This window comes from Rossellomorea vietnamensis NBRC 101237 (assembly GCF_001591825.1).
In the GTDB taxonomy this organism is placed as follows: Bacteria; Bacillota; Bacilli; order Bacillales; family Bacillaceae_B; genus Rossellomorea; species Rossellomorea vietnamensis.
Window position 1 is genome coordinate 67695 of record NZ_BCVQ01000015.1, and the last position, 19726, is coordinate 87420.

The window sequence follows — 19726 nt, forward strand, 5'->3', positions numbered from 1 at the left end:
TAATGAAAGGGAGATAAAAAGGAACTTCACCAAAAAATCATAGAAGGAGTCTATGGTTTTTTGTTTTATTTATTAAAAAGGAGGAGAGGACGATGATGGAAAAGAAAGCAGGTTGGAATCTCGAAAACAGCTATAAAAGCCTTCCTGGAACATTTTTCACCCTTCAGGTTCCTGAACCTGTGCGTTCCCCAAAGCTGGTGGTTTTAAATAAGAGAGTTGCTGAGTCCCTGGGGCTCGATGCCGAAAAACTTGGAGCGGATGTCCTATCGGGTAATGAAATCCCTGAAGGAGCCGAACCCCTAGCCCAAGCCTATGCGGGCCATCAGTTCGGACATTTCAATATGCTGGGTGATGGTCGGGCTGTCCTGATTGGCGAGCAGATTACGCCGGAGGGAAAACGATTCGATATTCAGCTTAAAGGGGGAGGAAGAACCCCTTATTCTCGTGGAGGGGACGGTCGGGCAGGACTCGGTCCTATGCTCCGTGAGCACATCATCAGTGAAGCCATGCACGGACTTGGGATTCCGACTACCAGGAGTCTGGCGGTAGTGACAACAGGTGAGCCCATTTACCGGGAAACGGAACAACAGGGTGCGATCCTGACCAGGGTCGCGGCCAGTCACCTCCGCGTCGGGACATTCCAGTTTGCTTCAAGATTCGGAGAGGTGGATGATCTCAGGGCCCTGGCAGACTATGCCCTCGAGCGCCATTATCCAGAGGGCAAGGATGCTCCAAACCGCTACCTTTTGCTATTGAAGGAAGTCATCAAACGCCAGGCATCCCTCATCGCCAAGTGGCAGATGGTGGGCTTCATCCATGGGGTCATGAATACAGACAATATGACGATCAGCGGGGAAACGATTGATTACGGACCCTGTGCTTTCATGGATGCGTATGACCCGAAAACGGTCTTCAGTTCCATCGATGCACAAGGGAGGTATGCATACGGAAATCAGCCGCCGATTGCTGGATGGAACCTCGCCCGTTTTGCAGAAAGCCTGCTTCCGATCCTTCATCCTGAACAGGAAGAATCCCTCAAGCTTGCCCAGGAGGCGGTCCTCGAATTTCCCAAAATGTATGAAGGGCACTGGCTTGACGGCATGAGGGCCAAGCTTGGGATATTCAATGAAGAAGAAGGGGATCGCGCGTTGGCAGAAGAACTGCTGGATCTCATGAATAAACATCAGTCAGACTTTACGAATACGTTCCGGAGCCTGACATTGGATCGTGAAGAGTCAGATGTATTCAATACACCTGAATTTACGTCTTGGAAGGAACGTTGGAAAGAAAGGCTGAGCAGACAGGACGAGACGATGGAAGCTTCCAAGCGGCGGATGCGCACGAGTAATCCGTCGGTCATACCGCGTAACCATAGGGTGGAAGAAGCACTTCAGGCGGCAGTGGAAGAAAATGATTTCAGTGTGATGAACGACTTGCTTTCAGTTCTGGAAGATCCATATGCATACTCTCCCGGCCAGGAAGAGTATTGTACGCTTCCAAGTCCGACGAATCGTCCGTACCGAACCTTTTGTGGAACTTAACGATCATGAGTTGAGGGTAGGATTTTCGGTAACACTATAACAGGATAATGGAAAGGTGGGACGCTCATGAAGGCCGTTCAAGTTACAGGATATGGAGATGTCGATAAGCTCGAAGTCGCGGAGATTCCGGTCCCCGCCCCTCAAAAGGGGGAAGTTCTTGTCAAAGTAAAGGCGTGTGCCATTAACAATACTGAAATCTGGATGAGAGAAGGCGCATATGGAACGGAAGAGAAGTCTGGGTGGAGGCCTGAAGGGGTTCAGTTTCCAAGGGTTCCCGGTTCGGATATTACAGGTGAAGTGGTTGAAGTGGGTGTGGATGTTTCCGAAACCATGCTGGGTAAAGATGTTGTCCTGTTCCCATTCACTTCAAGCGGCACAGAAGGAAGCGAACATATATCAGACGATATGTCGTTCATCGGCTCTGAATATGACGGGGGATATGCTGAATACGTCGTTTGGCCATCGGAACTCTGTTATGACATGCCTCTCTCCACATATGAAGAAAGTGCCGTGTTTTCCGTCAGCGGTTTGACGGCTTGGCATATGGTGGAACAGATCAAGGCTCAGCCTTCGGAAACGATCGTCGTGACCGGTGCCAACGGCGGTGTGGGATCATTGAATGTTCAAATTGCTTCCAGGGTATTCGGAGCAAAGGTCATTGCCATAGTAGGGGACTTGGCTTTGGAAGACAGGATGAAAGAGCTCGGTGCCACACACGTATTATCCTATAAGTCGCCAAACCTTGCCGGTGAAATACTTGATGTAAATGGTGGTCCTGTCGATTCCGTGTTGGATGTAGTAGGGGATGCACTATTCGAAACATCCCTTGAAGTCTTGAAAAAAGGCGGCAAATTCTGTATATCAGGCTCAGCCGGTGGTCAGAAAACACAACTCGACTTCAGAACCCTTTATTTAAAGCATATCACGTTCTATGGTTCGGTCCTGGGGACAAGAGAAGAGTTCAAACGCATGCTTGCTGCGATCTCGGAAGGGAAAATCAAGCCGGTCATTGACCGGACGTTCCCGCTCGAGCAAGCCCGTGAAGCACAAACCTATTTTAAACATTCAGGAAAGCTGGGGAAGATCGTCCTGCTTCCTTGACATACATGCGATGGAGCTCGGAGTCATATGTGATTCCGGGCTTTTTTTGCTGTGTGAAAGGATTGTAAGGGAGAGAAGCCGAACTATATACATATAGGCTTGGGGCGGTTCATGATGAAAAAGATGACCGAACGACATCCGTTTAAAAGAGGACTAAAATCGTAAAGGGGTTTTGTAAGTGAATCAGGCATTACTTGTCATTGATGTGCAACAGGAATTAGTGGAAGGCAACGAAAAGGAACAGGCTGTCTTTCAAAAAGAAAAACTGATCGAGACCATCAACAGAGTGATCGCAAAGGCAAAGGAAGTGGACGCCCACATCGTTTTCATCAGGGATAAGGACGTCGCAGGCGGAACCGGCGAAGGGTTCGGGGTACATCGGGACTTAGAGATTCCGGATCATGCAGAGGTATTCGATAAGCTTGCGACCAATTCATTCTACGGGACGCCGTTACTCTCCTTTTTAAAAGAAAAAGAGGTAGAGCATCTCGTGATTGCGGGCTGTCAGACCGAGTACTGCATCGACACGGCTGTCCGTTATGCGACGGTCAGCGGATTCGATGTCACACTGGTGGCAGACGGCCATTCCACCAAGGACTCCCAAGCCTTGAAGGCCGAGCAAATCATCGCCCATCATAATCTTGCTTTAAGAGGGCATTACAATGTGGATCATTTCTCGGATGTGAGACCATCCAGTGAGGAACTGTTCCAGCCGAAGCATGATGAGTACCGGAAGGAATATGGTATGTAAGAAGTACGAGCCCATTTCATTTGATGAAGTGGGCTTTATTATTTCTGAGACAAGCACGGTTTGACAATCAATATTCTTCCAGTTAAAATATGAATGTATTCATAAATGAACGCATTCATATTTTTTATAACCAAAGGAGCATTGATCATGGCAGGATTACGTGAAGATAAGAAACGGCAAACGCAGCTGAACATCATGGAATCAGCGAAGAACATTTTCTCTCAAAAGGGTTTCGAAACGGCTTCCATGGCTGAAATTGCGAAGGATGCGGGTGTGGGGACGGGGACCATCTACAATTATTTTCCTTCTAAAGGAGCTTTGCTGCTGCGGATTTTCACTGAAGAAGCGGAGGGGATGAAAGGAGCGCTTCAAGATCCGTTTTCCTCAGAAGAGAGTGGCGATCTGGTAGAAAGTGTGGTTGGGGCCATGCAGGGGTTTGCAGAGTTCTTCCAGTATTATCCGAAAGCATTTTGGCGCGAGCTGTTTCACGTGATGACGGGAGAAGTGGAAGAGAGCATCCGGTTGAGACAGGGGTTATTCGGCATTGATGAAGAGATGATGAAGTGGGTTATGAATTTGATCGAAAGCCATTCAGATTGCTTTGCCGTAAAGATCGATCCTGAAGAAGCGGCTTATGCCATCTATAGTGCAGCCATGTCCGATACGATGTTCTATATGTATAACGAAGAAATGGATCATGTAGCGTACAAGGAGCAGTTGGCGAGGCACATCCGATTTTTATTTGAAGGAAAAATGAAACCGGGAAAGAAGGAATGAACATGAGCATCTTAAGCATCAATGGAGTTCATAAAACCTATCAAAGCGGTCAAACCACCTTTCAGGCACTGACGGATATCCATGTAGAGGTGGAGGAGGGGGAGATTGTCGTCATCCTCGGTCCCTCGGGTTCCGGGAAGTCCACATTGTTGAATGCCATTGGAGGCATTGATGCAATTGATTCAGGGAGCATTGTGGTAAATAAGAAAGAGATCGGCCGATTGAGTGACCGAGATCTTGTGGACTATAGAAGGGAAGACGTTGGCTTTGTCTTTCAAATGTATAATCTGATCCCGAATTTAACGGTCTATGAAAATATCGAATTGACGGCGAATATCAGCCGGGAGGCAATGTCTATTCCGGAGGTGATTCATGCTGTTGGATTATCGGGGATGGAGGATCGCTTTCCACGTGAATTAAGCGGAGGGCAGCAGCAACGGGTTTCGATCGCCCGTGCCGTCGTGAAGGCTCCGAAACTATTATTATGTGACGAGCCGACTGGAGCATTGGATTCAGTCACATCGAAAGACATTCTGCAGTTGATCGAGAAAGTGAATAAAGAATTTAACACGACAGTCCTTATCATCACCCATAACCAGGCAATCAAAAGCATGGCGAACCGGGTCATCACCCTGAAAGATGGAAAGGTAGAATCAAACTTTGTCAATGAACACCAGACCTCCGCTGAAGGGGTTGAGTGGTGATGCCTCTTCGGAAAAAGCTTTTTCGAACCATAATGGAAAAAAAGGCGCAGTTCTTTTCAGCGTGGTGTCTGATTGTCATCAGCTCCATCGTATTTTACGCATTCACAGCAGCCGGAGCAAATCTCATTGATAATCTACAGATATTTTTTAACGAGAATAAAGTAGAAGATGCGCAGTTCATGACCCAACAGCCTTTGAATGAAATCGAAGAATTGGAAAAGGAAAGTGGCGCGGAAATCGAGCAAAGGATGGCAATCGATCTTCCATATAGGAAAGATTCGACTCTCAGGTTGTCGGATGAGACGGATGCCCTCAATCTTCCTACTATAGTGGAGGGGGAAAAACTGTCTTCGGACCGTGATATATTAGTGGATAAAGGTTTCGCCAAAGCCCATGATGTGGCGATTGGAAATGAGGTTGAACTGGGAGGGGAAACGTTCCGTGTTGCAGGCTATATGGCGATTCCGGATTACATCTATCCATTAAAGGATGAATCGGGTTTCCTGAAAAATCCGGATGCTTTCGGTGTCGCCGTCGTGAAACCATCTGTTTTATCAAAGTTTGAAAATCACCGGATTTACTATAGTATCCGTCTACCGGATGCTTCTCCGGAAGAACTGAAGAAAAGGATCAATCAAACAAATCAGATCATTAAATGGACGGATAAAAAAGATAATAACCGCATTTCCTTCATCAAAGGGGATATTGCCGGTGTCAAAAAGATGGGACAATTTCTTCCGATCGGTATTTTATTCATTAGTATGGTGATCATCCTAATATTATTGTGGCGCTTAATGAAGAAGGAATATGTACAGATTGGCACATTGTATGCACTCGGCTACAGGAAAAGAGAAATTATCCGTCATTATCTTTCTTATGCCGGAATTCTTGCCACAGCAGGAAGCGTGGTCGGTACGATCCTTGGATGGGTATTCCTGCATCCATTGCTATCCAGTTTTGCGGCTTATTATAATCTGCCCGTACTGGATGTGAAACTGCATGTGGGTTATTTACTTGTGAGCATTTTTCTGCCACTTGTGCTGTTTCTCCCGTTCACCTATTACTTGGTTCACCGTGTCTTGAAGATCCCTCCGGTGAGTTTGATAAAAGGTGGGGAACGAAAGGTCAAAGTGAGCAGGCTTGAGCGGTTGTTTAAAATGAAGAAGCTGCCGTTCCGGCGGAAATTCGTGATCAGGGAAATCATGAGAAACCTTCCAAGAGCACTGTTTTTGATCATAGGTGTGATGTTTGCGACATTATTATTGATGTTCGGATTCGTCACCAAGAATTCGATGGAGTACCTGGTGACCGATCATTTTCAGCAAGTATACGACTATGAGTATAGCTATCTATTCAATGCTCCACAGAGCATAGAGCCGGAATCGGGACAGGTGGGATCCGTGGCACCATTTACGACAGATGAGGAGAGCGTCATGATCACCGGCTTGAAGCCGGACAATACAGCTATTCGCTTGCAGGACGGTAGTGGAGAAAGGCTGACATTCAATTCAGTGATCATGAATAAATCACTCTCAGATAAATTGGGGATTGAGGAGGGGGATTCGATTCATGTGACAAATGAATTGACGGATAAATCCTTTACTCTCACCATTGATCACATCGCTGAATCCTATCTCGGAAATATGATCTATATGCCACTCGACGAATTCAACCAATTAAATGACTACCCTTCAGGAAGTTATACGGAGATTTATTCAAACAAAGAACTCAACTTGCCGGAAGATCAGATTCTCTCGACGACAAAATCATCCGACACGATTGACGGTTTCAAGGAAATGATCAAGCCGTTGAACTATGGAGTGGCGGCGATTGCCCTTGTTGCCGCGATCATTGCGGTCATCATCATCTATATTTTGATTTCATTATTAATCGAGGAAAATTCATTCAAAATTTCACTGATGAAAGTCATCGGCTATCGGGAGAAGTCGATCATGAAGATGATGATCGGCTATAACATTTGGTTCATCATCCTGGGGTATGTAATAGGCGTTCCTGTAACGATTTTCTCGATATCAGCCTTTATGAATTCCATCACTTCAGAAATGAATGTGACCATACCTATAAGGCTGGACTGGATGAGTGTCATCATCAGTTTCATCATCATGATCCTATCGTATTATGTTTCCCTGTGGCTGAATCGTCGGAAATTAAAAGGAGTATCAATGAAAGAAGCGATTAACCGGAGTACCGAATAGAAACTGTGGTTGGACGTTAAACTGATAAAAGGGTACCTGGCGTTAAGATTGCCACGTACCCTTTTATCGATCATACGATTCCCTGACAAACCGGACAATGGTAAAGCCTTCTTGAAGCGGCCACCGTCTTCTCGATTTCGCTTCCACAGATGAAGCAAGATTCCCCTTCACGGTTAAAGACCCAGTGACGATAGCGGGATCGCTTCACACCTTTGGCTTTCAGTTTCTGTGCAAGGACGGGATCGTTGGTGATCCCTCCCGTTTCATACGATTGCTTTATTAAATCCATGATCCCATGGGCAGCTTTGTTTAATTGATCTTCCGTACAGTCGACAGGCCTTTGGGAAGGATGTATGCCGGCAACAAACATAATTTCAGATCGCAAATAATTACCGATTCCGGCGACAAAACCTTGATCAAGCAATATAATCGACCATTTCCGGTTTCGGAATCTTTTATCTTTCATCCGCACGACCAGTTCATCTACGGATACCTCTTCGCTTAAGAGGTCTGGTCCGACCTTTGAGATGAATGGGTGAGACGGCACCTCTTCGTCCCTGAGAACCTCGATATCCGACGCACTATAGAGAAGGGCGGATTTTTTCTCGTTATGTAGGGCCAATCTGAGCTGACGATTTGTTTTAGGATAATTGTAGGTGTTTCTGATATACCATTTTCCGTAAAGTTGATTGTGGGAGTAAATCGTGTAACCATTATCAAAGCGGATGAGCATGGCTTTTCCTTTCGTATCGACTCTTCTTACGATAGACCCTTTCAGCAGATCTTCGTAGTCTTCTAAATGAGGAAAGGCAAAATAAACATCTTCCACTGTTTTATTTTTAAGAGCACGCTCAACGTTATCGGCTGCTCTTCTGATTTCGGGACCTTCTGGCATGATGGTTTCTCCTTTTTTACTATAATGGTTCCCCTTTTCAGTAAGTTGTAACATTTCGGTGGGTTAAAAGGGAAAAGAAGAGGGACGGACCTTGCAAGGTCCCTCCCTCTTCTTAATAAAGCTACTCGATCATTCCCACAATCCGTTCACAAATCTCATGGGTGATCAATGAATCCTCGATGGAAGGGTCCGGTTCCTGCCCTTTTTCCACACATTCGATAAAGTGATCGACCAGATCATAGAATCCCCGTTTATACAGTGTGGGTTCCCAGTCCCCAAAGGAGGAAACACTCATTTCTTTGTTATGATAATGTGTCGTTTCAACAAGGCTGTCGACGATGTATTTGTGATGTCCGGCAGAGAATTCGATGATTTCTTCCGTCACCCCTCCGTCACGATTCATGATGCCGACTGCCGTGCAGTCCTCACCGATAAGCTGTATGACGAGATGGTGAAGGAGATCTCCTTTTTTCAATGACTGAACCTTTACATCTTTTACAGTTGAATCCATCAGGAAGCGGAGAGTGTCTACTACATGAATGAAATCTTCGACAACAAATCTTCTTGGCTTGTCCGGTGCAGCAAACCTATTTTTCTGCATCAACAAGAAGCTCGGTTTTCCGTGCTCTTTCAGTTCTTTTACCTTGGGAATGAAGCGTCGGTTGAATCCAACCATGGCAATCTTCCCGTTCTCTTTTGCAAGTTGAACGATTCGTTCGGTTTCCCTGAAGTTGAGGGAAATCGGTTTGTCTATGTATACATGAATGTCATTCTCCAAGAGCTTCTGGGTTATTTCATAGTGGGCTTCAGTGGCTGTACTGACGAAGACTGCGTCGATGTTTGCAGCGATCAGTTCTTCAACTGTCTGAACCCTCTCCTCCACTCGATACTTTTCTCCAAGTGTATGTAGCGTTTCGGTATTTCTTGTGCAAAGGACCAATTCAATGCCTTCTTTTTCAGATAGGACAGGAAGATAGGCTTTCTTTGCGATATCCCCTAATCCGATTAGCCCGATTTTCATCGTCTTCACCTCTTCATTTTTCTTTTATTATAGTATTCTACAATAGGATTTCAAATGTAACGCTTTCAAACTGGAAGAGAGTCTTTCTTTTAAACACGAACAATAACTAAACTTTTTGGAATAAAATTCGTATTTCGGTTGATTAAAAGCAGAGGGTTTGTTATAGTAACACCGTACCACCATTACATATCGTTACTCGTATATCCTCAGTAATATGGTCTGAGCGTTTCTACCCGGTTCCCATTACAAGAACCGGACTACGGGTTAAAGTATTCGGTTTTTACGGTTTTTACGGTTTTTTGCCGTTTATGCTTTTACTTTGACTTCTGAGATCTGGAACGTAGATTCACTCTGCCATGACAGGTCTTTTTCTTTTGACCAAAATCAGCGGGATCCAATCACCAAGAAAAGGGAGAGATTCACATGAAAAAGAAAATCGCATCACTCGCAGCTGTGTCGGTACTAGGTTTGTCCTTATTTACGGGGTGCAGCTCAACAAACAAAACGGAAGCGAAAGATAAAAAGGAAGAACAGCCGATCCTGATTCAGGGGCCGATGCCCATTGAAGCTGAAAAATTCGCTGGAAAACTTGAGAATGTGAAGGAAGAAACATCCGGCTCATTCGTTTTTTATAAAGGAACGGTGGACGACTATCCGGTCATCGTTGCCAAAACGGGGAAGGGAATGGAAAACACGGCAGCAGCCACGGCTGTCGCGATTGAAAAATACGATCCCGTCGCCATCATCAATCAAGGGACATCAGGCGGTCATGATCCGGCATTGAACGTGTTTGATATCGTACTCGGGGAAAGAACCGTCAATCTTGGTTCATTAAAAACGGGGAACATGGCAGATGAAGAAGGAATCGAACCCACTTCCTGGAAGCCGATGGACCTTATGGCATCTGAAGGAAGTGCCGGGGAAGACCCAAATGCAGAAAAAATTCGCTATTACGACGGTGACGAGGCACTGCTTGCGGCGGCTGACGCCGTAAAGGACACATATAAAAAAGGCAAGGTCGTCGAAGGCACAATCGGTTCTGCTGACGTGTGGAATAATGAAGTGGACCGTATCCAATGGTTCCATGAGAAATACGGTACTTCCGTAGAAGAAATGGAAGGGGCAGCGGCCGCACAGATCGCTGGGGCATATGATGTGCCTTTCCTTGGAATCCGTGTGCTGTCAAATAACAAAACGAACGGCGGAGCTTACAATCCCGACACAGCAGCAGCGAACCAGGGGTATGTGTATGAAGTGGTGAAAGAATATATTAAAGAGATGGAGTAATTGATCATGAGGGACCGACCGTAATCGGTCCCTTTTATATTGATAAAGTTTTACTGATTCTGTAAAAGGGAAGAACATACCATACTAGATTGCCAAGGAGGAAACAGAATGGGTAAAACAATTTTCATTACTGGCGCGGGAAGCGGTCTCGCCAAGGGAGCGTCTCTTGGTCTTGCGAAGAAGGGCCACCGTGTCATTGCGACGACAGAACTAACCTCGCAAAAGACCGACCTCATGAGGGAAGCGGAAGAACAAGGATTGGATATGGAGGTATTTAAGCTTGATATAACGAATGCAAGGGACCGCGAGCAAATATCGAAGTATGAGTTCGATGTCTTCGTAGCCAATGCAGCCATCAATGAAGGAGGACCACTCGGGGAAGTCCCGATGGATCGTTTTCGTGCCCTCTTTGAAGTGAACGTGTTCGCCACCTTGGAAACGGTTCAGTTGGCCGCCCAAAAGCTCGTGAAGAAAGGCAGTGGGAAAATCGTGTTCATGAGTTCCATGGCCGGGATTTCAGCAACACCTTATGTCGGTCCGTATACGGCAACGAAACATGCGATTGAAGGGATTGCCCAAACCATGAAGTCCGAGCTTGAAGAATTTGGAGTGAAGGTCGCAACCATCAATCCAGGGGCCTTCGAAACCGGATTCAATAAGCGGAGCGGGGAAGAAATCTGGAAATGGTTCGATGACGAGAAGAATTACACGAGAAAAGAAGATATTCTCGAACAGCAGAAGGGATTGGAAGATCAGTTCGACCCTGAAGATATGATCCAAAAGATGATTGAAATCATCCCTGCTGAAAATCACAAATTCCGTACGGTTTATCCGGAAGAAACGGAGAAACAGTTGAAACAAACTCAGGCAGAGCGTTGGGAAATGGAGATTTAATATCTTTTCATATTTATAAAGGGAGGGACCCTGGAGAAGGGGTCCTTCCCTTTTTGTGTTACAATGGTGAAATGCATTATCTCATTTTGTACATCATACGGAGTTGATCATAATAGAAACGAAAAACTATTTATATACGTATTCATGGGAACCGAACGAAGAATCACTATGTGCATTGGAAAAACGCACATTGTTCGGTGAAAGTTCTGAATCTGGTATTCTTGAAAGTACGGTGAAAATAGATCCCAGCAGGAGTCCTTTTATTCGGGAGAGGCTTGAGGTCATCAGTGAAGCTGCCGAGTTCGAAGGATTATTGAAGGAAATACAGGGACTAGATGCGGTGGATGGATTCAAAGTCGTGTTCGTACAGAATCCCGATGCCGATCGTGTCGGCTTCAAGAAGCTGAGAAAGATCGAAAAGGAAGTCGGGCTTCATCTGAAAGGCGAAGCAGAACTAGTCAATCCGGACATCTGGTATGGGGTCATCAAGACAAATGAACGCTGGGTGTTTGGGTTCTATAAGAAGAATGAAGCGGTTTGGCTGCATCACGTGAAAAAGCCCCATAGTTACTCCACAGCTTTGAGTACCCGGGTGGCAAGAGCTGTCGTGAATATTGCGGCTCCCGAAACGGACGGGCTCAAGATGATCGATCCCTGCTGTGGAATCGGGACGGTACTGGTTGAGGCATTATCCATGGGCATTGATATCGTCGGGAGTGACCGCAATCCGCTGATCCTCGACGGGGTAAGGGAAAATATCGCTCACTTTGGTTTTGATGGGGACGTGTCATTAAGGGACATCAATGATGTAACCGGGAGCTACGATGTCGCGGTCATTGACCTTCCTTATAATCTTTGCTCCGTCATAACGGATGATGAACAACTGGAAATGCTCAAGAGTGCGAGGCGATTTGCTGAAAAGGTCGTGATCGTGACGTTGGAAGATGTAGATAGAAACGTTGAAAAAGCGGGCTTCGATATTGTCGACCGTTGTGAAGTAAGTAAAGGAAGATTTGTCAGACAGATACTAGTATGCGCGTAAAGAGTGTGGGAGACCACGCTCTTTTTTTTTATGACACTTTCTCACTAAAACAAGAATATATTTCTTTTTCTCAATAATAATAAAGTTAATTGAACGGTTGGCTGTATGAGAGGAAGTCAGGTTTATCAAGGGTTCCGGGCGATGTAAACGCTTTACATTTTCTCCCTTATGACATTTGTCATGCCCAGCATATGACACCTACTACTAACACGATGATCCCCCTTATCCTATAATGAATCCAACGCCTTAAACGAAGGGAATAATGACATGACAAATATAAAAACGTTGAAAAAAGAAGTTGCTCCTTATGAAAAGTCTACAACGAAAGAAAGTGTATGGCAGATGATCAACACGCTTGGACCGTTCTTTCTATTATGGTTCCTTGCGTATCAAAGTCTGTCGGTATCATACTGGCTCGCACTCATTCCAATCGTGATCGCCGCAGGGTTCTTGACGAGGATCTTCATCATCTTTCATGATTGCACCCACTTTTCTTTCTTTAAAAGCCGTAAAGCCAACCGGGCAGTCGGAACGGCCATGGGTGTACTGACACTGTTCCCGTTCGATCAGTGGGGACACGATCATGCCGTGCATCATGCGACAAGCGGAAATTTGGATAAACGTGGAACCGGTGACATTTGGACCCTTACAATTGATGAATATGTAGCAGCACCTTTGAAAACTCGTTTAGCGTATCGGTTTTACCGCAATCCGTTCGTCATGTTCGTTCTGGGACCGATTTATGTATTTCTATTGAAAAATCGTTTCAACCGTAAGAACGCTCGTAAGAAAGAGCGCAATAACACGTATTTAGTGAATGTGATCATCGTGGCACTCATTGCACTGCTCTCTGTCACGCTTGGATGGCAGGAATTCCTTCTTGTGCAAGGGTCGATCTTCATGGTTTCAGGTTCGATCGGAATCTGGTTATTCTATGTACAGCATACATTTGAAGATTCCTATTTTGAAGAAGACAAAGAATGGCAGTATGTGCTGGCAGCCGTGGAGGGAAGCTCATTCTATAAGCTTCCGAAGGTCATGCAGTTCCTGACTGGAAATATCGGTTATCACCATGTCCACCATCTGAGTCCTAGGGTACCGAATTACAAGCTGGAGCAAGCGCATGAAAATACGGAGCCGCTGCAGAATGTACCGACGATTTCACTCTTAACGAGCTTGAAATCCCTTCGCTTCAAGTTATGGGATGAAGAAAATAAGACGTTTGTAAGCTTCAGGGGCATCAAATCCTCAGCGAAATCAAGCGCGCGCATTTCCACAGAAGCCAAACCTGAATTATAAACTCAGCCGACTCTCCTTATGACATTCATATAAGGGGAGTCTTTACTTGATACGGTATCAAAAGGAGAGGATACAGATGATTCGCATCGTGATAGCAGAGGATGAAGAATGGGTGTTAGGAACAATCGGAGCACTGCTCAACCTTGAAGAAGACATGGAAATAGTGGGAAAGGCGAGGGACAGGGAGCATGCACTCGAACTCATCCACTCTATGCAACCAGACCTCCTTATCCTCGATATCGAACATCTCTTGAGGGACGGACCTCTGGAAGTGCCGGAATGTCGGCTGCTGGTACTCGCAACATTCCCTAGAGAAGGATATCTGGAAAGGGTACAGAACACCGGTGCAGACGGCTACTTATTAAAGGATAGTCCGAGTGAAGAATTGACATCTTCCATTCGCCGTTTGATGGAGGGGACGCAGGTATACTCATCAAAACTCTTAGAGAAGAAAGAACCTGCATTATACGAAATCCCCCATGCACCAGGACCGGTGAAGAAGAATTATTTTACGATGATCATGGATAAGATGAAGCATCCGACAGGGTGAATAATTCGTCAGCCCCTCACAGCGGTGGCTGGCTTTTTTTAGTTGTCATCATCAGAATCCCCGACTCATATACGTATTAAAATGTTAAAATGTAGAAAAAGAGTCAAAGGGGGAAATGGGGATGTATAGTGGTGGAGACTTTATGTTTCAAGTGGTCCCGATCTTCATTGGCATCATCTTCGTGATCGTGATTTCGTTCATTTTGTTTTCTGCCGTAAAAGGAGTGTCACAGTGGAGTCAAAATAATCAATCTCCTGTCTTGAATGTATGGGCCAAGGTGCTGGGGAAACGGACGGCTGTGAAAGGCGGAGGAGAAAGCAGGGCATATAGCCATTATTACATCACCTTCGAAGTGGAAAGCGGAGACAGGATGGAATTAAAAGTGAAAGATTCAGATTATGGGATGCTTGTCGAAGGGGATGAGGGGGAATTGTCCTTCCAGGGCACGCGTTACCTTGGTTTCGAGCGTAGTCATCTAAAAGCGCAACGATAAAAGGAAGTCAAAGGGGAGGAACCTCCCTTCTGACTTCCTTTTTATTAGAAAAATAGATTCAGGATATAAAAGAAGATGGCGGCAAGACTTGCCGAAATGGGCAAAGTGATGACCCATGTGATCAACATTCTTTGAGCCGTTCCCCATTTCACACCCTTCAGTCTGTGGGCAGAACCCACACCAAGGATCGAAGAAGAAATGACATGTGTCGTACTGACAGGTAAGTGAATCGCCGTAGCCCCAAAAATGACAGCTGCTCCCGTCAAGTCTGCTGCCACACCATTCACCGGTCGGATCTTCATGATCTTTCCGCCAACGGTTTTGATGATCTTCCATCCGCCGATCGAGGTCCCGAGACCCATGGCCGTGGCACAGGAAACCTGAACCCACGTCTGGATATCATCGGAGGTTTGATAATTGTTCACGATCAGGGCCATCGTGATGATCCCCATCGCTTTTTGCGCATCGTTCGTACCATGGGTGAACGATTGAAGTGCCGCTGTCGCAATCTGGATCGAACGGAAATTCCGGTTCGTTTTCGCCAGGTTCCGATTTTTGAAAACGACCTTGAATATGCTATAGATGATGAACCCGATGACAAAAGCCAAAATAGGGGAAAAAATCAACGCCTGGATGATTTTAATGAACCCTTTGTAATTCAGCGCTGAGACACCAGCCGCCGCAATGGCCGCCCCTGCGATCGCCCCGATCAATGCATGGGAGGAACTGCTCGGTATCCCGTAATACCACGTCACTAAATTCCACGTGATCGCGGCAAGGAGCGCTGCCAGGATGACAATCGTCCCGTTCTCCAGGGAAAAGGGGTCGACGATGTCCTTGGTGATTGTTTTGGCGACTCCTGTAAATGCAAGTGCTCCCGCGAAATTCATGACGGCTGCCAGGATGATGGCATGCCTGGGCTTCAGTGCCTTTGTCGACACAGCTGTCGCGATGGCATTGGCCGTATCATGGAACCCGTTGATGAAATCAAATGCAAGGGCCCCCACAACAATAAGTATGGTTAAAATTAAGATTGTATCCATTCCTGCAAGACTCCTTAAGCATTCTTCATAATAATGGTTTCAAACGTGTTGGCCACATTTTGACAATGGTCTGCGATTTCCTCAAGCTCTTCATAGATCTCCTTATATTGAATGATACGAATGGGATCTTTTTCTGTATGGAAGAGATGCTTGATGGATTGACGGAGAATCCCATCACATTTTGATTCTAAATCTTTGATCTTGATGGCATGCTCTCTGATCTGGATCCATTTCTTTGTGGATAACAGTTCGACAGCCGATTCAATCTCATCGGAACATTGACGGATCGCTTCGACAAACTTCAGCATATATTCGTCTGCCTGGGTGATGGAATACATTTCAAACATAGCGGATGTATGCTCGAGCCCATCCAGTACATCATCCATACTCATAGCCAGCGCCAGGATATCTTCCCGTTCGATCGGTGTGATGAACACTTTGTTCAAGTCCAAAATGACTTCATGCACAAAAGAATCCCCTTTTGTTTCATATTCCTTCATCTGACTGGAAAATTCTTTTAGGTCGCTCACATTATTCAGTTTATAATCAGCAAAATAATGCGCACTCTCTTTCAAATTACCAGCTATTTGACTAAGAAGAATAGCGAATTTATCCTTTTTCTTGAAAACCATATGTTCTCAAACCTCCACAAAATCTAGTTAGAATTTCTAAACCATTTAATAATAGCGTATATTGTCGAAAATAAGAAGAGTAAATCCATTCGTTCCTGGAGCCTGAAAAGATAAAAAAAGACCGGTAACCCGACTGTCATGCAGTCATGGGACCGGTCCTGTCTGTTATTACCATTCTTTTGGTTCGTAATTTAAATCCTGAAACAATCGCGTTTTTTCTTTTTTGGATAGATCGCGCCACTGTCCGACAGGAAGATTTCCTAATTGTATATTCATGATCCGTGTACGCTGCAATCGGTATACCTCATATCCGAGTGCTTCACACATGCGGCGGATCTGTCGGTTCAACCCTTGGGTGAGGGTGATCTGAAATACATATTTCGAAATCTGCTCCACTATACATGGCAGTGTTTTCGTTCCAAGAATCTTGACGCCCTCTGACATCTGCTTAAGGAAGTCTTCAGAAATCGGACGGTCAACCGTGACGATGTATTCCTTCTCATGTTGATTTTCAGCACGGAGGATTTCATTGACAATGTCCCCGTCGTTCGTCAGGAGAATCAGTCCGTCGGAATCCTTGTCCAGGCGTCCGATATTGAATATTCGCAGGGGATGATTAACGAGATCGACGATATTCCCCTTGACCCCTTTTTCTGTTGTACTCGTTATTCCAACAGGCTTATTCAGAGCGATGTATACATTATTCCGAGCGACTCTTACAGGTGCGCCGCTCACCAACACATCGTCACCGGGGTTTACCTGGTCACCGATCTTCGCCACACGTCCATTGATCGTGACCCTGCCTTCCGTGATTAACTTGTCGGCACCGCGTCTCGACGCCTTCCCAGCTTCACTGATATATTTATTAATTCGCATATTCAACACAACCTTATACTCAAAGTGATTATACTAAGAATATCGGACTGGCACGTTATTTTCAAGAAAATCCACATTCGCGGATTTTAGAAAAAATCCCTTTACATTCACGCTGCGTCAACCTGTAAAGTAAGAATTGTCAGGAGGTGACATCATGGAATATACCGTTAAGAAATTGGGGGAGATCGCTGGGGTGAGCACGAGGACCCTCCGTTATTATGATGAAATTGAGCTTCTGAAGCCGGCCAGGATCAATTCGTCAGGATACAGGATTTACGGACAGGAAGAAGTCGACCGCCTGCAGCAGATCCTCTTTTACAAAGAATTAGGTGTTGGACTGGATGAAATCAAGGATATTCTGGATGATCCCGCCTTTGACGCAACACTTGCATTACGGGAACACCGGAAAATCTTACTGAACAGACGCGCTCAGCTTGATCAACTGATTGCGAATGTCGATAAAACACTACGTGTAAAGGAAGGGAGAATCACCATGTCGGATAAAGAAAAATTTAAAGGGTTCAAAGAAAAAATGGTGGAAGAGAATGAGAAACAGTATGGAAAAGAAGTGCGGAGGAAATATGGTGACAAGAGTGTGGACGAATCCAACGCGAAAGTCATGAACATGTCAGAGGAAGAGTATGAAAAGGTAACGGGACTCGAGCAGGAAATCAAAAAAATACTGGGAGAAGCATTTCAAGACGGTGATCCCGGAAGTGAGATGGCACAGAAAGCGGCTAATCTTCACAGGCAGTGGATTTCCTTCTATTGGGGTCACTACAGCAAGGAAGCTCATGCTGGACTCTCACAGATGTACGTGGACGACGAACGATTCAAGGCGTATTATGATGGAGAACAAGAGGGAGTGGCCGAATTCCTGCGGGATGCGATCCACATTTATACCGGGAAGAAAAAAGAAGTGGAATAAACAAGAAGTATCCTGACGTACTAATCCATGTTATGATATGGGGACGAACTTGAAAGAACGAACCTGATTATAACGGAGTGAAAAAATGAGTAAACCTAAGAAAAAGAGCGGAACAGGCCAGGGGACCGGCAAGAAAGGCTGGAACCGGTGGCAGGCAGGCGCCAATAAGAAGAAGAGCAACAAGCCTTACACGAGTAAAGGTGTAAAACACGGAAACAAGCGGGAAGAGTAAGAATGCACGTCCATTACCTTTTGGTAGTGGGCTTTTTTTCTGCAGGTAGGCGAAGGAAGGGAATAGCATCTTCTTTCTATATATAAAGAGAGTGATGAAGCCAGACTTTCATTAAAGCATTTATTAAAAAAGAAAAAAGAATTTGCTATTCTTACGATTTCCTGTTATTCTAAGAGAGAATTATTTTTGTTCGGTCTGTAAGGAATGAAAGTATTTAAACTTTTCGCCTTTGATATCTAATTGAGCAATAATAGTAATAAATCGTGGATACAATGTCCACACAGGAGGATACACACATGCAAGAAGGTACAGTAAAATGGTTTAACGCAGAAAAAGGTTTCGGTTTCATCGAAATCGAAGGTGGAGAAGATGTATTCGTACATTTCTCAGCTATCCAAGGCGAAGGATTTAAATCTTTAGACGAAGGTCAAAAAGTTTCATTCGAAACTGAGCAAGGTCAACGCGGCCTTCAAGCGACTAACGTTAACAAAATCTAATTGCTTTAAAAAGAAGATCCTCTCTGAGGGTCTTTTTTTTGCGAAAAAAAAGTGCCTGCAATTAGGCACCATCCAAGTTACGTCAAAGCGTATTTCATGATTCCTTGAATGTAGATGAACGTTTCCTTCAACTCACATTCCCTGATTTTGATCTTTCCTTCTCTTTCTAATTCAGCTGCCACATTTTCGATGGTTTCCGCTTCTTCCCTGGATTCCACAGGAAGTTCGATCGTGAAAAAGTTTCCGCGACTTGCTTGACTCAGCTTTTTGAGCAATGTGCTTTTATTCATTGGCCCATCCCCTTTACATCTTCATTATATCTTTACTTTCGACAAAGGAAGGATATATTCCTTTAAGGAGAGAGAGTGGGAGTGATTTTCCGGACGGATTTGCTTTTTATCAGATTATCTGTTAATCTTAGTAAGAATTATTTTTGTTCGGTCTGTAAGGAAAGAATAAGTTTTAAACTTTTCGCCTTTGATATCTAACTTGAGCAACGATAGTAATAAATCGTGGATGCAACATCCACACAGGAGGATACACACATGCAAGAAGGTACAGTAAAATGGTTTAACGCAGAAAAAGGTTTCGGTTTCATCGAAATCGAAGGTGGAGAAGATGTATTCGTACATTTCTCAGCTATCCAAGGCGAAGGATTTAAATCTTTAGACGAAGGTCAAAAAGTTACATTTGACACTGAGCAAGGTCAACGTGGACTTCAAGCGACTAACGTTGTTAAAGCGTAATAGCTTTTAAGGAAAAAGGACTCTCTCAGGAGGGTCCTTTTTTTATTGGTGAGGAGACGTTTTGGGTGGATCTGGGGCCGCCTGCGCTTTAGGGTTCTTCCAGCTCCGGCGGCTAGAGGCTCGAGGTCATAAGGTAAATTGGCCAGGAAGGCAAAGAGCGCCTTCCCAGCCTATTCATCTTATGCTTGTCGCCTCTGAACG

The 19726-nt window shown here is 45.1% G+C and carries 22 protein-coding genes and 1 riboswitch; of the genes, 16 read left to right on the plus strand and 6 right to left on the minus strand.

The features are described from left to right. Positions 1 to 92: 92 nt before the first annotated feature. The 6 genes from BVI01S_RS10315 (at position 93) to BVI01S_RS10340 (ending at position 7090) form a co-directional block, all read left to right on the plus strand. Complete coding sequence (locus BVI01S_RS10315; protein WP_061810086.1) at positions 93 to 1541, plus strand: protein adenylyltransferase SelO; 1449 nt, start codon at positions 93 to 95, stop codon at positions 1539 to 1541. Between the two features lie 66 nt (positions 1542 to 1607). Further along, on the plus strand, positions 1608 to 2642 hold the full coding sequence (locus BVI01S_RS10320; protein WP_061810087.1) for a zinc-binding dehydrogenase: 1035 nt from the start codon (positions 1608 to 1610) through the stop codon (positions 2640 to 2642). 178 nt (positions 2643 to 2820) lie between these two features. Beyond that, positions 2821 to 3393, plus strand: a complete 573-nt coding sequence (locus tag BVI01S_RS10325; protein WP_061810088.1) for a cysteine hydrolase family protein — start codon at positions 2821 to 2823, stop codon at positions 3391 to 3393. A 147-nt stretch (positions 3394 to 3540) separates the two neighbouring features. Next, a complete protein-coding gene (locus tag BVI01S_RS10330; protein WP_061810089.1) occupies positions 3541 to 4170 on the plus strand; it encodes a TetR/AcrR family transcriptional regulator in 630 nt (209 codons plus the stop codon). Positions 4171 to 4172: 2 nt separating this feature from the next. Beyond that, the gene (locus tag BVI01S_RS10335; RefSeq protein WP_061810090.1) at positions 4173 to 4874 is read left to right on the plus strand and encodes an ABC transporter ATP-binding protein; all 702 of its coding nucleotides are present in this window, start codon (positions 4173 to 4175) and stop codon (positions 4872 to 4874) included. Further along, positions 4874 to 7090, plus strand: a complete 2217-nt coding sequence (locus BVI01S_RS10340; RefSeq protein ID WP_061810091.1) for an ABC transporter permease — start codon at positions 4874 to 4876, stop codon at positions 7088 to 7090. The genes BVI01S_RS10335 and BVI01S_RS10340 overlap by 1 nt, the downstream gene beginning before the upstream one ends. Before the next feature lie 70 nt (positions 7091 to 7160). Here the strand turns inward: BVI01S_RS10340 and nei are convergent, their stop codons facing one another. Further along, on the minus strand, positions 7161 to 7985 hold the full coding sequence (gene nei, locus BVI01S_RS10345; RefSeq protein ID WP_061810092.1) for an endonuclease VIII: 825 nt from the start codon (positions 7983 to 7985) through the stop codon (positions 7161 to 7163). Positions 7986 to 8106: 121 nt separating this feature from the next. Next, positions 8107 to 9006 carry a Gfo/Idh/MocA family protein gene (locus BVI01S_RS10350; protein ID WP_061810093.1) on the minus strand — a complete coding sequence of 300 codons (900 nt, stop codon included), beginning with the start codon at positions 9004 to 9006 and terminating at the stop codon, positions 8107 to 8109. 176 nt (positions 9007 to 9182) lie between these two features. Then, positions 9183 to 9286: riboswitch (purine riboswitch) on the plus strand. Positions 9287 to 9429: 143 nt separating this feature from the next. On the opposite strand from BVI01S_RS10350, the gene BVI01S_RS10355 reads away from it, so the two are divergent. From BVI01S_RS10355 to BVI01S_RS10380, 6 genes are all read left to right on the plus strand, one after another. After that, a complete protein-coding gene (locus BVI01S_RS10355) occupies positions 9430 to 10293 on the plus strand; it encodes a 5'-methylthioadenosine/S-adenosylhomocysteine nucleosidase (RefSeq protein WP_061810094.1) in 864 nt (287 codons plus the stop codon). A gap of 108 nt (positions 10294 to 10401) precedes the next feature. Further along, positions 10402 to 11187, plus strand: coding sequence for an SDR family oxidoreductase (locus BVI01S_RS10360; RefSeq protein ID WP_061810095.1), 786 nt, complete (start codon positions 10402 to 10404; stop codon positions 11185 to 11187). A gap of 175 nt (positions 11188 to 11362) precedes the next feature. Further along, the gene (locus tag BVI01S_RS10365; protein WP_156477323.1) at positions 11363 to 12229 is read left to right on the plus strand and encodes a TRM11 family SAM-dependent methyltransferase; all 867 of its coding nucleotides are present in this window, start codon (positions 11363 to 11365) and stop codon (positions 12227 to 12229) included. 267 nt (positions 12230 to 12496) lie between these two features. After that, entirely contained in the window at positions 12497 to 13528 is a 1032-nt protein-coding gene (gene desA / locus BVI01S_RS10370) for a Delta(5) desaturase DesA (RefSeq protein WP_061810096.1), read from the plus strand. Between the two features lie 76 nt (positions 13529 to 13604). Further along, the gene (locus BVI01S_RS10375; RefSeq protein WP_061810097.1) at positions 13605 to 14078 is read left to right on the plus strand and encodes a response regulator; all 474 of its coding nucleotides are present in this window, start codon (positions 13605 to 13607) and stop codon (positions 14076 to 14078) included. Between the two features lie 121 nt (positions 14079 to 14199). Continuing rightward, positions 14200 to 14571 carry a DUF2500 domain-containing protein gene (locus BVI01S_RS10380; protein WP_197035355.1) on the plus strand — a complete coding sequence of 124 codons (372 nt, stop codon included), beginning with the start codon at positions 14200 to 14202 and terminating at the stop codon, positions 14569 to 14571. A 44-nt stretch (positions 14572 to 14615) separates the two neighbouring features. On the opposite strand, the gene BVI01S_RS10385 is transcribed toward BVI01S_RS10380, so the two are convergent. From BVI01S_RS10385 to rluF, 3 genes are all read right to left on the minus strand, one after another. Next, on the minus strand, positions 14616 to 15614 hold the full coding sequence (locus BVI01S_RS10385; protein ID WP_034762305.1) for an inorganic phosphate transporter: 999 nt from the start codon (positions 15612 to 15614) through the stop codon (positions 14616 to 14618). Positions 15615 to 15628: 14 nt separating this feature from the next. Continuing rightward, a complete protein-coding gene (locus BVI01S_RS10390) occupies positions 15629 to 16246 on the minus strand; it encodes a DUF47 domain-containing protein (RefSeq protein WP_061810098.1) in 618 nt (205 codons plus the stop codon). Between the two features lie 168 nt (positions 16247 to 16414). Continuing rightward, positions 16415 to 17122, minus strand: coding sequence for a 23S rRNA pseudouridine(2604) synthase RluF (rluF, locus tag BVI01S_RS10395; RefSeq protein WP_061810099.1), 708 nt, complete (start codon positions 17120 to 17122; stop codon positions 16415 to 16417). 154 nt (positions 17123 to 17276) lie between these two features. Here rluF and BVI01S_RS10400 point away from each other — a divergent pair, with 154 nt between their 5' ends. The 3 genes from BVI01S_RS10400 (at position 17277) to BVI01S_RS10405 (ending at position 18779) form a co-directional block, all read left to right on the plus strand. Next, the gene (locus BVI01S_RS10400) at positions 17277 to 18050 is read left to right on the plus strand and encodes a MerR family transcriptional regulator (protein ID WP_061810100.1); all 774 of its coding nucleotides are present in this window, start codon (positions 17277 to 17279) and stop codon (positions 18048 to 18050) included. Between the two features lie 85 nt (positions 18051 to 18135). Continuing rightward, positions 18136 to 18282 carry a DUF3934 family protein gene (locus BVI01S_RS22170; protein ID WP_082804709.1) on the plus strand — a complete coding sequence of 49 codons (147 nt, stop codon included), beginning with the start codon at positions 18136 to 18138 and terminating at the stop codon, positions 18280 to 18282. A 296-nt stretch (positions 18283 to 18578) separates the two neighbouring features. After that, positions 18579 to 18779 (plus strand): cold-shock protein, encoded by a 201-nt coding sequence (locus BVI01S_RS10405; RefSeq protein ID WP_034762311.1) that lies wholly within the window; start codon positions 18579 to 18581, stop codon positions 18777 to 18779. A gap of 77 nt (positions 18780 to 18856) precedes the next feature. Here the strand turns inward: BVI01S_RS10405 and BVI01S_RS10410 are convergent, their stop codons facing one another. Then, positions 18857 to 19069 (minus strand): hypothetical protein, encoded by a 213-nt coding sequence (locus BVI01S_RS10410; RefSeq protein ID WP_034762313.1) that lies wholly within the window; start codon positions 19067 to 19069, stop codon positions 18857 to 18859. Between the two features lie 255 nt (positions 19070 to 19324). Here BVI01S_RS10410 and BVI01S_RS10415 point away from each other — a divergent pair, with 255 nt between their 5' ends. After that, on the plus strand, positions 19325 to 19525 hold the full coding sequence (locus tag BVI01S_RS10415; protein WP_034762315.1) for a cold-shock protein: 201 nt from the start codon (positions 19325 to 19327) through the stop codon (positions 19523 to 19525). Positions 19526 to 19726: the final 201 nt, after the last annotated feature.

Excerpts from the sequence above, each read along its gene's own strand:
- BVI01S_RS10340 (WP_061810091.1), top strand. The coding sequence starts at position 4,874 with ATGCCTCTTCGGAAAAAGCTTTTTCGAACCATAATGGAAAAAAAGGCG.
- BVI01S_RS10380 (WP_197035355.1), top strand. The coding sequence starts at position 14,200 with ATGTATAGTGGTGGAGACTTTATGTTTCAAGTGGTCCCGATCTTCATT.
- BVI01S_RS10375 (WP_061810097.1), top strand. The coding sequence starts at position 13,605 with ATGATTCGCATCGTGATAGCAGAGGATGAAGAATGGGTGTTAGGAACA.
- BVI01S_RS10335 (WP_061810090.1), top strand. The coding sequence starts at position 4,173 with ATGAGCATCTTAAGCATCAATGGAGTTCATAAAACCTATCAAAGCGGT.
- desA (WP_061810096.1), top strand. The coding sequence starts at position 12,497 with ATGACAAATATAAAAACGTTGAAAAAAGAAGTTGCTCCTTATGAAAAG.
- BVI01S_RS10350 (WP_061810093.1), bottom strand. The coding sequence starts at position 9,006 with ATGAAAATCGGGCTAATCGGATTAGGGGATATCGCAAAGAAAGCCTAT.
- BVI01S_RS10385 (WP_034762305.1), bottom strand. The coding sequence starts at position 15,614 with ATGGATACAATCTTAATTTTAACCATACTTATTGTTGTGGGGGCCCTT.
- BVI01S_RS10355 (WP_061810094.1), top strand. The coding sequence starts at position 9,430 with ATGAAAAAGAAAATCGCATCACTCGCAGCTGTGTCGGTACTAGGTTTG.
- rluF (WP_061810099.1), bottom strand. The coding sequence starts at position 17,122 with ATGCGAATTAATAAATATATCAGTGAAGCTGGGAAGGCGTCGAGACGC.
- BVI01S_RS10390 (WP_061810098.1), bottom strand. The coding sequence starts at position 16,246 with ATGGTTTTCAAGAAAAAGGATAAATTCGCTATTCTTCTTAGTCAAATA.
- BVI01S_RS10415 (WP_034762315.1), top strand. The coding sequence starts at position 19,325 with ATGCAAGAAGGTACAGTAAAATGGTTTAACGCAGAAAAAGGTTTCGGT.
- BVI01S_RS10330 (WP_061810089.1), top strand. The coding sequence starts at position 3,541 with ATGGCAGGATTACGTGAAGATAAGAAACGGCAAACGCAGCTGAACATC.
- nei (WP_061810092.1), bottom strand. The coding sequence starts at position 7,985 with ATGCCAGAAGGTCCCGAAATCAGAAGAGCAGCCGATAACGTTGAGCGT.
- BVI01S_RS10320 (WP_061810087.1), top strand. The coding sequence starts at position 1,608 with ATGAAGGCCGTTCAAGTTACAGGATATGGAGATGTCGATAAGCTCGAA.
- BVI01S_RS10360 (WP_061810095.1), top strand. The coding sequence starts at position 10,402 with ATGGGTAAAACAATTTTCATTACTGGCGCGGGAAGCGGTCTCGCCAAG.
- BVI01S_RS22170 (WP_082804709.1), top strand. The coding sequence starts at position 18,136 with ATGAGTAAACCTAAGAAAAAGAGCGGAACAGGCCAGGGGACCGGCAAG.
- BVI01S_RS10315 (WP_061810086.1), top strand. The coding sequence starts at position 93 with ATGATGGAAAAGAAAGCAGGTTGGAATCTCGAAAACAGCTATAAAAGC.
- BVI01S_RS10400 (WP_061810100.1), top strand. The coding sequence starts at position 17,277 with ATGGAATATACCGTTAAGAAATTGGGGGAGATCGCTGGGGTGAGCACG.
- BVI01S_RS10405 (WP_034762311.1), top strand. The coding sequence starts at position 18,579 with ATGCAAGAAGGTACAGTAAAATGGTTTAACGCAGAAAAAGGTTTCGGT.
- BVI01S_RS10410 (WP_034762313.1), bottom strand. The coding sequence starts at position 19,069 with ATGAATAAAAGCACATTGCTCAAAAAGCTGAGTCAAGCAAGTCGCGGA.